This window comes from Leyella lascolaii, from assembly GCF_900079775.1.
GTDB classification, from domain to species: Bacteria; Bacteroidota; Bacteroidia; order Bacteroidales; family Bacteroidaceae; genus Prevotella; species Prevotella lascolaii.
The window spans coordinates 229,868-243,535 of sequence record NZ_LT556034.1 but is presented as its reverse complement, the minus strand read 5'-3'; the positions used below and the strand labels follow the sequence as shown (position 1 = coordinate 243,535).

Annotated in this window: 6 protein-coding genes; 3 read left to right on the top strand and 3 right to left on the bottom strand. The window is 52.9% G+C overall.

Annotated features, from left to right (window positions below; genetic code table 11):
• Positions 1-99: 99 nt before the first annotated feature.
• The 3 genes from BN4609_RS01035 to BN4609_RS01020 all read right to left on the bottom strand — a co-directional run bounded on the left by BN4609_RS01035 (position 100) and on the right by BN4609_RS01020 (position 5,050).
• Positions 100-1,125 (bottom strand): alpha/beta hydrolase, encoded by a 1,026-nt coding sequence (locus BN4609_RS01035; RefSeq protein ID WP_068854999.1) that lies wholly within the window; start codon positions 1,123-1,125, stop codon positions 100-102.
• Positions 1,126-1,927: 802 nt separating this feature from the next.
• Positions 1,928-2,788 carry an SGNH/GDSL hydrolase family protein gene (locus BN4609_RS01030; RefSeq protein WP_306455789.1) on the bottom strand — a complete coding sequence of 287 codons (861 nt, stop codon included), beginning with the start codon at positions 2,786-2,788 and terminating at the stop codon, positions 1,928-1,930.
• A gap of 336 nt (positions 2,789-3,124) precedes the next feature.
• Entirely contained in the window at positions 3,125-5,050 is a 1,926-nt protein-coding gene (locus BN4609_RS01020; RefSeq protein ID WP_068854947.1) for a leucine-rich repeat domain-containing protein, read from the bottom strand.
• A gap of 384 nt (positions 5,051-5,434) precedes the next feature.
• Here BN4609_RS01020 and pnp point away from each other — a divergent pair, with 384 nt between their 5' ends.
• From pnp to BN4609_RS01005, 3 genes are all read left to right on the top strand, one after another.
• A complete protein-coding gene (gene pnp / locus BN4609_RS01015) occupies positions 5,435-7,753 on the top strand; it encodes a polyribonucleotide nucleotidyltransferase (protein WP_021992611.1) in 2,319 nt (772 codons plus the stop codon).
• A gap of 164 nt (positions 7,754-7,917) precedes the next feature.
• Positions 7,918-10,137 (top strand): GH92 family glycosyl hydrolase, encoded by a 2,220-nt coding sequence (locus BN4609_RS01010; RefSeq protein WP_241033160.1) that lies wholly within the window; start codon positions 7,918-7,920, stop codon positions 10,135-10,137.
• 466 nt (positions 10,138-10,603) lie between these two features.
• Positions 10,604-13,633 carry a SusC/RagA family TonB-linked outer membrane protein gene (locus BN4609_RS01005; protein ID WP_068854945.1) on the top strand — a complete coding sequence of 1,010 codons (3,030 nt, stop codon included), beginning with the start codon at positions 10,604-10,606 and terminating at the stop codon, positions 13,631-13,633.
• The last annotated feature ends 35 nt before the right edge of the window (positions 13,634-13,668 follow it).

Genomic DNA, 13,668 nt, shown 5'->3' with positions numbered 1-13,668 from the left:
ATGTCCCGGTTCTGTATATCCGCCTCTCTGATACGTTTCGTCTTGTACTTCTGCCCGTGCCGCAGGATTACCTCACGGGCGTGACCGCGCACATCCGGGTCAGCGAAGATACGTGCGGTAGAACTCCATTATGCTGCCGAAAGGTATCTTCTCCATGTTGTCATACAGGTCGGTGTGGCTCGCTCCCGGCACAATCAGCAGTTTCTTGTTGTCGCCCTTCAGACGTCTGAAAGCGTCCTCACCGAAATAGCGCGAGTGGGCTTTTTCTCCGTGTACTATCATCACCGCATTCTCTATCTCTCCGATGTATGTCATCAGCGGCATGTTGAGGAAAGAGAGAGCCGACGTGGTGTTCCATCCGTCGTTGGAGTTGAGCGACCGTCTGTGATAGCCACGCTCCGTCTTATAGTAGGCATGATAGTCCTTCACAAACTGCGGAGCGTCCTCAGGCAGCGGATCCACCACTCCTCCGGCGCGCGCGTACGTCCCGTTGCGGTAGTCCTCAGTGCGCTGCGAGCTGAGCATGCGGCGCATGGCGTTGCGCGCTCCGGCACTGTCAGTCTCATCAAAATATCCGTTTGCCGTCACGCGACTCATGTCATACATCGTCGAAGCCACCGCCGCCTTTATGCGGGTGTCCACAGCAGCCGCGTTGAGAGCGAGTCCGCCCCACCCGCATATGCCGAGAATGCCTATGCGCGAGGCATCCACATCATCGCGGACGGACAGCAAGTCGACCGCCGCGCAGAAGTCTTCGGTATTGATGTCGGGCGACGCCACATAGCGCGGACTGCCTCCGCTCTCACCCGTAAACGACGGGTCGAAGGCTATGGTGAGGAACCCGCGCTTTGCCAGTTCCTGAGCATAAAGACCTGAAGCCTGCTCCTTCACGGCTCCGAACGGACCGCACACCGCCAGAGCAGGCAACTTGCCGTCCGCGCCGACGGGCTTGTAGAGGTCTGCCGCAAGCGTTATGCCGTAACGGTTGCGGAACGTCACTTTCTCATGACTCACTTTCTCACTCTTCGGGAATGTCTTGTCCCACTCTTTTGTCAATTCAAGTCTGTCCATATCAGTATCGTTTTTATATGCCGTCTGGGCATCGGTTGTCAAAGCGGCAGCCATAACAGCCGCTGTCATTACGGTTTTTATGTTCATATCGCAAGTATGTTTTGTTGTTCGATGCAAAGATACTTACGATACAAATACGGCACAATACCTCTTTGACGGACATATATACCAGTTTTACGGATTCATGTCCCACACCGCCCAGAGAGCCATGCAAGAAAATCCCGGCGCGTTTATGCGCCATCCGCCCCACTCCCACTCAACTGTGTAAGCGTCCCCGCAATTAACAGTTTTAAGTTAAAACACATGCCAGTAAAAGCCATGCCGCGATGCTGCGGAAACATGATGACGGGGCAGGAAAACGCATTCAGACGCACCGAAAGCACTTTGCCGTCATGCCTTCCGGAGGTATCCGGTGTGCCGGAAAGCCCGTTCCGTCTCACGTAAAAGACCGTTCCATCGTCCGGAAGAGGCTTTGTAACACTGCGGAACGGGCTTTTCCGCATCATGGAAAAGCCCGTTCCGTAAAAAGAAAAATATCATGAGGACGCGTTCTTTCCGCCCAACCGTCTGGCGGTCAGCACATTGCGGAAAAGCTGAAAAACACGCGGTATAACGTGCGGAAAAGCATTCGGTGCGGAGAAACACGCGCATTCACGGCATTGTTTTAACATTCAGCCGTAGTATGATTAAGAATATTCAATCATAATCAGATATAAAATATAAAACGATATTATAAATCATATCTGGCATAGATGTGTCTTTACGCCGGAAAAACCGTCAAAACGGGAATGCTGTCACGGCTGCACGGGCAGCAAGGACAAGGCGTCCGGTGACATGCCTGCCGCTCCGCCGCCGGTCAGTCGAACGTCGCAGGCAACGCCATCATCTGGCAGGCGATGGTCAGAGCCATGCGTCTGTGCCCTTCGGCGTTGGGGTGCAGGCGGTCGGTCTTGCCGTTGCTGAAACAGTGGACGAACGAGTCGTTGAGCGGATAGAGTCCGCTCAGGCTGTTGAGGTCTATCACGGGCACTGCCCACACACCAGCCGCCTCCCTCACGGCATCCACATATTCGTCGAAGAAAGCGCCGACGCTGTTGGCAAACCGCTCGTCAGGCTGGACGTTGTCCGGTCCGAAACATGCGTAGGCGCGGTGTATCGGAGTGAGCATCATTATCTGTTTGTCGGGATAATGGGTCTTCAGAAAGTCCATCAGCATGTTTATCCTGCCTCTGAACGTGGCTCCGCTCATCACGGGCGTGCGGTATTTACGCACTGTCTTCACGCCTCCGCCCACAACGGTCTCGCGCTCGCCCGTATCATACCATTCGCCAAGTGGCACGCCGCCGTTATAGTCGTTTGTTCCGGCGAACACCACTATGGCGTCCACACTGTCGCCCTGCTCGGCGAGCAGACGTTGTGCCTGACCGTACAGGTCGCTCATCTGATGGCCGTTGACGCCATACACCAGCGGCACTATACCGAGCATGTCGGCAAGAAACTCCCAGTAGCAGCGGGTGGTGCCCACGTGATGCGGGTCGGTGATGGAGTCTCCAAGGAATGCCACGCGGCGTCCACGCCACCGGCTGTCAGAAAGGTTTGCGCCGTCAGAACCGGCACCGCGCAAGGCAAATGCAGGCACAGGTATGAGTTGTGCGAGCAGTATGAGCGTCGCCATGAGATAAGCCGCTGACCTGCGTAGGATGTTTTTCATAATCATAAGTCGTGTTTTTTATGAGTCTGTATATAGCACACAAAGTTAGCGATTATTTTCGTCCGCAGCACAACACGGATGTATTTATTTGCAGAAAATGACTTATAATGCACGGAAAGACGGCTGTGTGCGGCGGCGGACGTCGCACTGCCGGCGCGTCGCGTGGCGTTTTTCCAGACAGAAAGGAACGGATGACGGTTCATTGCAAGCGCGTCCGCAATGAACTCTCCGGACAAAAAAGAGAGACAGACGTCAGGAAGATATGTTCCCATACGTCTGTCTCCTTTCATTCATATGCCTTATCGTGCCGTCGCGCAGGCACGCCTCCAGCCGTCAGGCATGTCATTTCACGACAACCTTGCGCACAGTGCCGTCAGACAGTCTCTCGATGTTGATGCCCCTGACTGCCTTGTCAAGCTTGCGCCCGTTGAGGTCGTAGCGTGCCGTGACCTTCACGTCTGCCGGAGCGTCCGTGCTTACTATGCCCGTCGACTCGTCGCAGACAAACCTGATGACTATCTGTCCGTTGAGCTCGCCAGCAGCGTTCTTCACCACTCCGGCAGGTATTACGGCAGTGTAGCCGTGTCCTTTCTCAGCCTTGAAGGCGTTTGTGAATCCGTCGTAGTCGGAGCCCCAGACCACGAGCGTGTTCTTGCTCTTGTCGCTCACAGTGGCTTTCCATCCGTCGTCGGGCAGTATCTCCCTGCCTCCCGCAAGCTGACCGTCGAACAGACTTGCGTAAGGCGAGACGTTGACAACGGTGACAGGCTCGGCAAACTCCACCTCAACCGACATCGGCATCCAGCCCGGCTCCACCTTGGCTCCGGCAGCGGGAGTGGTAGACACGTGCGTGAACACGCCCTTGTCTGTCTCCTCTATTGTGAGCGACGTGCCGTATCCTGCGTCGCGGTAGGATGCCGCACAGCCCTTCGGCACGTAGAGTGTGGCTCCGCTTACGCCGTAGAACTGGTCCTCATACGGTTCGTATATCTCTTCAAGTTCGGGCGGGGTGGCACCCAGACAGTTGATTGTCTTCAGCGCGGTGCAGCCCAAGAACACGCGGTTGCTGATGTATCTGAGTCCAGAGGGGATTGTTACTGTGGTCAGCTTCTCACATCCCGCGAAAGCCGCGCTGTATAGTGTCTCCGTGCGTTCGGGCAGTGTCACCTCCGTGAGCTGCGTGGCTGCGAAAGCCTGCTCGCCTATCATCACCATCGACGACGGCAGGTTTATGCTCTCGAGAGCCGACTCGCAGAAAGCGTAGTTGTCCACCGCGAGGAATCCTTCGGGAAGGGTCACCTTCTTTATCTCACTGCCGGAGAACGCGCCGCCGTATATGCCGATGCACGATTTCGGAAGAGTAAGCTCGTAGAGTCCTTTTGTCGGTGCGGCGTAGAGCACTTTCCTGTTGGTGCTGTATATCACTCCTCCGTCTGCCACGAAGTTCTCGTTGCCGCTCTCCACGGTGAGAGTGGTGATGCCGGTGTTGGCTATAAAGTTCACTCCCACTTCCTCGAGCGACGCCGGAAGTTGCAGGCTCGTGAGCGCGGTGCACATGAGGAACGCGTCCTCACCTATGTAGCTCACGCTTGAAGGAAGGTCTATCGAGGCGAGGGAGGTGCACTCGCGGAACGCACGCTTGCCGATGGTATTCAGACCGGAAGGCAGCTTCACCGACTTCAGATTGGCACAGTTGTAGAACAGGGCGGTGGGAATGCTCGTCACACCTTCAGGCAACTCTATCTCAGAGAACGCGCACTTGTAGAACGCCGCCTCACCTATTGACTTCAGACCGCTGCCCAGCTCCACCGTGGCAAGCGAACCGCAGGCGAAGAAAGCGTTGCCCCCTATATCCTCAACCGAGTCGGGAATCTTTATGGATGTGAGTCCGGCATAGTCGAAAGCATATTCTCCTATATGCTTCAGTCCGGCAGGAAGCGTTATGGAAGTGAGGTTCCGCGCCGTATTGAAAGCCGAACGCTTGATTGATTCGATGGTCTGAGGAAGAGTCACCGACTTGAGGTCGCTCCAATGGAAGGCTTCCTCGCCTATGGCTGTGACACTGTACGACACTCCTCCGTTCTCAACCTTTTCGGGTATAACATAGTCGGTCACGGGCTCACCGGAGGCGTCCTTGCTGTCGGCACCCGACACTTCAACTGTCCCCTCACCCGTTACAGTATAGGTGAGCAGACCGCTCTTGAAACTTGTCTGTGCGTTCAGCATGACACTGAAAAGCACAAACGACGAAAGTAAAAGTTTTCTCATACGCTTTAATTTTTTAAAGAAACAACGTCCGTACAGCTGATACAATCTGTCCGCATCAGCCCTACGTAACGGTCACAAAGATATATAAAAACCGTTAACAAGCATTCATAATGAAACAATTTGTTTGAAATTAATTTCAAAATGTAATATTTATAAAACTCCATCCGACAAACAGTAAAACATCACATCGCGCATTCCACTAAACGGCATTAAAACAGAGACACCGCCACGGCATCATGCCGAGGCAAGCAGACATGACATACAGACCATCGTAACACGCGGTTTTCTTTTCATAAAAAATAATAATAAAAAGGCTGATTTGTAGCACATTCCACATTATTTGGTTATCTTTGTCCGATTTTATTTTATTAGATGTAATATTAGATGAACGTAATTACGAAAACAGTATCACTGCCTGATGGAAGAACCATCAGCATTGAGACCGGGAAAGTGGCAAAGCAAGCCGACGGATCATGTGTGCTCCGCATGGGCAACACAGTGCTCCTCGCCACTGTTTGTGCCGCAAAGGATGCAGTTCCCGGAACAGACTTCATGCCTCTCCAGGTAGACTACAGAGAGCAGTATGCCGCTGCCGGACGATTCCCGGGCGGATTCACAAAGCGCGAGGGAAAAGCCGGCGACAACGAGATACTCACGTCCCGCCTTGTCGACCGTGTGTTACGGCCCCTCTTCCCCTCCAACTACCACGCAGAGGTTTATGTGAACGTCATGCTCCTCAGCGCCGACGGCGTTGACCAGCCCGACGCTCTGGCAGGATTTGCAGCATCAGCCGCTCTGGCTTGTTCAGATATTCCGTTTGAATGCCCCATCTCTGAAGTGCGCGTGGCTCGCGTAGACGGACAGTATGTAATAAACCCTACATACGAGCAGATGAAGAGTGCCGACATGGACATCATGGTGGGTGCCTCCGCAGAAAACATCATGATGGTGGAAGGCGAGATGAAAGAAGTGTCCGAACAGGACATGATCGGAGCGCTCAAGGCTGCCATGGACGCCATCAAACCGATGTGCGAGCTGCAGACAGAACTGTCGAAAGAACTCGGCACCGACGTGAAGCGCGAGTACTGCCATGAGGTGAACGACGACGAACTGCGCGAGGATGTGCGCCGCAAGACATACGACAAGTGCTACGCTATTGCCGAGGCTGGCGACCACGACAAGAAGAAACGCGAGGAGGCTTTCGCACAGATCATAGAGGACTTCACTACAGAATATGACGCCGCACACGCTGACCTGACACCCGAGGAGCTCGAAGAGAAGCACGGAATGATAAGCCGCTACTACGACGATGTGATGCGCGACTCTATGCGCCGCTGCATTCTCGACGAGGGCAAACGCCTCGACGGACGCAAGACAGACGAGATACGCCCCATCTGGTGTGAGGTGTCACCGCTGCCGATGCCGCACGGAAGCTCCATCTTCACACGTGGAGAGACACAGAGCCTCACCACCTGTACACTGGGAACGAAGCTCGACGAGAAACTCGTTGATGACGTGCTCGACCGCGGATACCAGCGTTTCCTGCTGCACTACAACTTCCCGCCGTTCTGCACAGGAGAGGCTAAGGCACAGCGGGGTGTGGGTCGCCGCGAGATAGGACACGGACATCTGGCATGGCGCGGGCTCAAAGGGCAGATACCGGAGGACTTCCCCTACACCGTGCGTCTCGTATCGCAGATTCTCGAGAGCAACGGTTCGTCATCCATGGCGACAGTCTGCGCGGGCACACTCGCGCTGATGGACGCAGGCGTTCCGATGAAGAAACCGGTGAGCGGAATTGCCATGGGACTCATCAAGAACCCCGGAGAGGACAAGTATGCCGTGCTGAGCGACATCCTCGGCGATGAGGACCACCTCGGCGACATGGACTTCAAGACAACAGGAACAAAGGACGGTCTGACTGCCACACAGATGGACATCAAGTGCGACGGACTGAGCTTCGAGATTCTGGAGAAGGCTCTCATGCAGGCAAAAGCCGGACGGGAGTACATCCTCGGCAAGCTCACCGAGACAATAGCCGAGCCGAGACCTGAACTCAAACCGCAGGTTCCGCGCATCGTACAGATTGAGATTCCCAAGGAGTTCATCGGTGCGGTGATAGGTCCGGGCGGCAAGATCATACAGCAGATACAGGAAGACACCGGCGCCATAATAACCATCGACGAGATCGACGGTGTGGGCAAGGTGCAGGTGAGCGCGGCAAACAAGGACTGCATAGAAGCCGCAATGAGCAAGATAAAAGCCATCGTGGCAATACCCGAAGTGGGCGAGACCTACGAGGGAACGGTACGCTCAATCATGCCTTACGGATGTTTCGTAGAGATAATGCCGGGCAAGGACGGTCTGCTCCACATATCTGAGATAGACTGGAAACGCCTTGAGACAGTCGAGGACGCCGGTATAAAGGAAGGCGACAAGATTAAGGTGAAGCTCATGGAGATTGACCCGAAGACCGGAAAATACAAGCTCTCTCACCGCGTACTCATTCCGAAACCGGAAGGTTATGCCGAGCATGAGCGCAGACAGAGACCGGAGCGCGGAGAGCGTCGCCCAAGACCGGGACGCGAGAACGGCGAGCGCAGAGCACAGCGCCGCTTCGAGCACAAGCCGGCAGACGGCAACGACAGACACGAACCGAAACCGTTCAACGACAGTCTTGACCACAACAGCGACATAGACTGAACGGGCTTATGACATAAAAATCCCTGTGCAGACACGTGTCTGTGCGGGGATTTTCATTCAACAATACAAATCTGAGACAGAAACAGTCCTTTTACTTTACCATTATATTAAAAAACCGTAATTATTACATGAGGAAAAGAATCATCGCACTTGTGGCTGCCGCCATGTGCATTACGCTGTGCGGAACTGCCGGAGCACAGACAAAGGAACCGGTGGACTATGTCAATCCGTACATCGGAAACATCAGTCACCTGCTCGTACCTACCTTCGCTACGGTGCAGCTTCCCAACAGCATGCTTAGAGTTTACCCCGCAAGGGCTGACTATACGTCGGAATATGTGAACGGGCTTCCTATGATTGTGACCAACCACCGCGAACGTTCGGCATTCAGCATAAGCCCGAGTCAGAGGAGCGAACTGAGCCCGGTGGTTCCGGTGAACTACGACCATGAGCGCATAACCCCATACTCGTTCGACATCGAACTCGACGACAACACCATGAGGGCACGCTATGCCGTGGACAGACAGAGTGCCGTGTATGAGCTTCAGTTCTACAGGAAGGACAAGCCGGTGTATGTCATCATCAACTCCGCAAACGGAATGATGAGAATAGGAAAGAACTATGTGAGCGGTTACCAGCAGCTCAACGACAGGACAAGGGTGTATGTTTATGTGGAGACCGAAACCGCTCCGGCGTCAACGGGAATACTCGCAGCCGACGGCTTTGACGGCAGAACGTCAATGGCACAGGGCAACAACGCATGCGCGGTGCTGAGATACAAGGACGGCACACAGAAGGTGAGACTGCGCTACGGAGTGTCTTTCATAAGCGAGGAACAGGCTCGCAAGAACCTGATGCGCGAACAGGACGGCTACGATGTGGACAAGGTGGCGGCAAGAGGACGCAAGGTGTGGAATGAGGCTCTGTCTAAAATAAGGGTCACAGGGGGCACGGAAGACCAGAAGACGGTGCTCTACACATCTTATTACCGCACGTTCGAGCGTCCGGTATGCCTTAGCGAGGACGGCAGATACTTCAGTGCCTACGACGGACAGGTGCATGATGACGGTGGCACACCGTTCTACACCGACGACTGGATATGGGACACTTACCGCGCGGCTCATCCATTGCGCACTCTCATCGAGCCCGAGAAGCAGAGCCATATCATCGAGTCATACCTGCGTATGGCTGAACAGATGGGGACGGAATGGATGCCCACATTCCCCGAAATAACCGGTGACTCAAGGCGCATGAACTCAAACCACGGCGTGGCAATGGTAGCCGACGCTCTTTATAAAGGTGTCAAGGTGGACGCGGAGCGCGCCTTCGAATACTGCCGGAAGGGAATCGAGGAGAAGACTCTGGCTCCGTGGTCGGGCAACAAAGCCGGATGGATAGACGATTTCTACAAGAAGAACGGATACATACCCGCACTGCGCGAAGGTGAAAAAGAGACCGACCCGAACGTATCGGGATTCGAGAAGAGACAGCCGGTGGCTGTTACGCTCGGCACGGCATACGACATGTGGTGTCTGTCGCGCATCGCAGCGTTCATGGGCGACACCGCCAAGGCTTCCCATTACGCACGGCTCGGACGCAACTACCGCACGATATTCAACAGCAAGACGGCTTTCTTCCATCCCAAAGACAAGGATGGCAACTTCATAGAACCATTCGATTACCGCTTTTCAGGAGGAATAGGAGCACGCGACGCATACGATGAGAACAACGGATGGACATACCGTTGGGACGTGCAACACAACATGGCGGACCTTATAAACCTCATGGGAGGACGCGAGAACTTTGCGAGAAACCTCGACCAGACGTTCGCCGAGCCGATGGGAAGAGGCAAACGCGAGTTCTACACACAGCTGCCCGACCAGACCGGAAACATCGGGCAGTTCACCATGGCGAACGAGCCTTCACTGCACATACCTTATTTATATAACTACGCAGGGCAGCCCTGGAAAACCCAGAAGCGCGTGAGACAGGTGCTGAAGACATGGTTCCGCAACGATGTGATGGGCATTCCGGGCGATGAGGACGGCGGAGGACTGACTTCGTTCGTGGTGTTCTCATCCATAGGATTCTATCCCGTGACTCCCGGATTTCCGTCATACAACATCGGAAGTCCGCTGTTCAGCAATGTGAAAGTGACCCTTCCGAACGGCAGGATATTCGAGATAGACGCAGAAAACTGTTCTGACGAGAACAAATACATACAGAGCGCGACCCTCAACGGCAAGCCTTTGGACCAGCCATGGTTCACCCACGACGACATAAAGAACGGCGGAAAGCTGGTTCTTGTCATGGGTCGCCATCCTAACAAAGCATGGGGTGCCGACAAGAAAGCGGCTCCACCGTCGGCAGACATAGAGAAATGAACACATGTGAATATGCTCACGCACATGGCGGGAAACGCTCTTGCAGCTCACAAAAAGCGTGAGAAGAAAGAACGTGGACATCTTCACGGGAGCAGACATACTTATTCATAATGCATCGGTAAGTAGGTAGTGATTACCAGCGATTAGCATATATCATCAATGATTATTAAGGCGTTCATTTTGAGCGCCTTTCTTTTTAGCCTTATAAGCGATGGTTATCGTTTATAGGGCTTTTTCAGCTCATTTTTGTACCGTATTTGTTACTCGCTTGTTACTCTCCGATTTTAGGTCGGAAAGGTCGTGGAGAAAGTTGACTGTGGTTGACTATGATTGACGATGAAAAAGAACAACGGACGCCCTACAAAGACGAAGCGGAGGGATAACACTACGCTACACACAGGTACATCACGAAACAAAAGAATAAACATTTTTTAATTATTTAAATCAAATCAGGAGAGAGATTTTTATGAAACAAAGACTGACAATGTTTTTTGCCTGCCTGTTCCTGAGCATAGGAATGGCTCTGGCACAGTCGCGCCTAACAGGTACGGTCACATCGGCAGAGGATGGACAGCCTGTTGTTGGGGCATCCGTCAAGGCAAAGGGCCTGAATGCAGGCGCAGTGACAAATGTCGACGGAGAATTTACAATCAACGTGCCGGTGGGCACAGAACTCGAGATTACATATCTGGGCATGGTGCCAAAGACTGTAAAGGCAGCCAACAACATGCGCATCGTGCTCGAATCAGACAGCCATACGCTTGAGGGTGTCGTAGTGACAGGTTACGGTTCGGCGCGTAAGCTTGGAACCATTGCTGGCTCGGTGTCATCGGTATCAGGTGACGCCCTTTCGCTTCGTCCGTCCGCCAGTGTCAGCGACGCATTGCAGGGACAGGTTGCCGGTCTGCAGGTGTTCACGTCTTCAGGTGAGCCTTCCGCAGTCTCCTCAATGACCATCCGCGGTGTCACATCAATAAATGCATCTACAGAACCGCTTTACATATTGGACGGAAGTGAGATTTCAGCAAATACATTCGTTTCGCTCAACCCGAACGACATAGAGAACATAACGGTATTGAAGGACGCCTCTTCAACAGCCATCTACGGTTCGCGCGCCGCCAACGGTGTCGTTATCGTCACATCGAAGAAAGGCAAGTTCGGCGAGGCTCCTACGGTGCTTGTGTCCGCACAGTATTCTGTTTCTGAGGTTGCTCACGACGGAACTGAGGTGATGGATGCCAACCAGTGGTTTAAATTCCAGGAGATGATAAATCCTTCAAACCTGACAAACGAGTCTTTTCAGGCTATGAAGAACTATTATCAGAAATACAACATCGGTACAGACTGGGTAGACCGCTTCCTCGGAAATACTTCTCCGATATCCCAGATTGACGCAAGCGTGCGCGGTGGTTCTCAGAACACAGCTTATCTTGTTTCATTCTCACATTACGATGCGGACGGTCTGTATGACGACTCCAACATGCGCCGCGAGACCTTGCGTGCCAACCTCGAGTTCAACATCACTCCGTGGCTGAAGGTGGGAACAAACTCCAACCTTGCTTATAACAAGACACATACTACTCTTGTCATCAATGGTGAGACAACAAGTGTTTATAACAAACCGTGGGCAGCCCATGCTTATTTCCCTACACAGACCACACATGAGATACTCGGTCTTGCCTATAATCCCGACGGAACGATAGACTATGCCAACAGTGCGTTCAACGGATACGGTGAGAAACTTAAGTGGTATTCATTGAATCTTGGCGGTCGCGGATCTTTTGATCCTGACTATCTCGCAAGCAAACAGCCTGAGATACAGCGTCGGGTCCGCATAAACGAGAATGCGTACGTTAATATCAGCCCGATAAAAGGACTGAACCTCCGTTCTTCTGTCGGACTTGACTGGAACGACCTGCGTGTATCTTATAAATGCTATAACCTTGTTGACGACGGTTTTGGCGATAAGATGCCTACAGGTCAGGCTTCGGAGCAGTTCTCCAACTTCTACCGTTGGACAGTTACAAATACAGCAGAGTATAAGTTCAACTTCCTTGACGACCATGACGTCACAGTTCTTCTCGGTCAGGAGTCGATGACAAACAAGACTGAGTCTTTCGGTGTTATGCGTACGGGTCTTGTGGACAACCGTCTTATGCTTCTCAGCTCAACATCTGAACATAGTCCGCTTGTCCCATCGCATTCCATCACAGAAGAAGTGCGTAATTCATGGTTCGGAATGCTCAACTACTCATACGCAGACAAGTATTTCCTTGACCTGAGTATCCGTCGCGACGGCTCGTCACTTTTCGCAAAAGACCACCGTTGGGGTACGTTCGGTGCCGCAGCATTGATGTGGAATGTTTCAAATGAAAGCTTTATGGATGTCACCAAAGACTGGCTCAAGGACCTTCAGTTCCGCGTGAGCTACGGTTCTACAGGTAACTCGGGTATAGATCCTTATCTCGCACTCGGTCTTGTAGGAGCATCTGGCTCTATGTATGTCGATGCTTCAGGAACGGTCATAGCCAATGCTTCCAACGCCGATCTCACATGGGAGAAGGTAAAGACATTCAACATCGGACTGTCCGGCCGTCTGTTCGACCGCGTAGACTTCGACCTGCAGTATTACGATAAGGTTACCTCAGACATGCTTATGTCCATACCTTATTCTTATACGACAGGTTTCAGTGCCGGTTACGGAAACGTCGCAGAGATGTACAACCGCGGTTTCGACTTCACAATAGGTGTGGACATAATAAAGAACAAAGACTGGTACTGGAATGTGAAGGTCAACGGAAACTACAACAAGAACAAGGTTACGAAACTATTCCAGGGACTTGACTCTTACGTTCTCGGCGATTTCCAGATGCTTGAGGTCGGTCACGATATGGGAGAATACTACATGGTGCGCTGGAGCCACGTCGATCCGGCTGACGGTCAGAGCGTATGGCTCGACAAGGACGGCAACTACACAAAGATATATTCGGAAGCCAACCGTGTGCAGACAGGCAAGAGCTGGGTGGCTCCTTGGTCTGGCGGACTTTCTACAACTGTTGCATGGAAGGGTTTGCAGCTCGACGTGCAGTTCACAGGAATGTTCGACCGCTACATGTTCAACAACGAGCGCATGTGGCTTGAAGACCCGCAGGCAAACGGAACATACAATCTCGCATCTTCCATGCTTGACATGTGGATGAAGCCGGGCGACAAGACTGCCATACCCGCAGCCAATGCCGTGCGTCAGGCAGACACAATGTGGCTTGAGGACGCGTCGTTCGTACGTCTGAAATACCTGCAGCTATCTTACACTCTTCCGAAGAACTGGCTCGACCAGACCGGATTCATCAAGGGTGCCAAAGTGTTCCTCGTAGGCCGCAACCTTCTCACCTTCACCGGATACAAAGGCTACGATCCTGAGGTCAACAGCACAAAGACATTCGGTAACTATCCCAACACGCGCCAGTACTCTATCGGTGCACAGCTTACATTCTGATAATAAGGCGTAAACAAACAAAATAAAGGAAACAT

Excerpts from the sequence above, each read along its gene's own strand:
- pnp (WP_021992611.1), top strand. The coding sequence starts at position 5,435 with ATGAACGTAATTACGAAAACAGTATCACTGCCTGATGGAAGAACCATC.
- BN4609_RS01030 (WP_306455789.1), bottom strand. The coding sequence starts at position 2,788 with ATGATTATGAAAAACATCCTACGCAGGTCAGCGGCTTATCTCATGGCG.
- BN4609_RS01005 (WP_068854945.1), top strand. The coding sequence starts at position 10,604 with ATGAAACAAAGACTGACAATGTTTTTTGCCTGCCTGTTCCTGAGCATA.
- BN4609_RS01035 (WP_068854999.1), bottom strand. The coding sequence starts at position 1,125 with ATGGCTGCCGCTTTGACAACCGATGCCCAGACGGCATATAAAAACGAT.
- BN4609_RS01020 (WP_068854947.1), bottom strand. The coding sequence starts at position 5,050 with ATGAGAAAACTTTTACTTTCGTCGTTTGTGCTTTTCAGTGTCATGCTG.
- BN4609_RS01010 (WP_241033160.1), top strand. The coding sequence starts at position 7,918 with ATGTGCATTACGCTGTGCGGAACTGCCGGAGCACAGACAAAGGAACCG.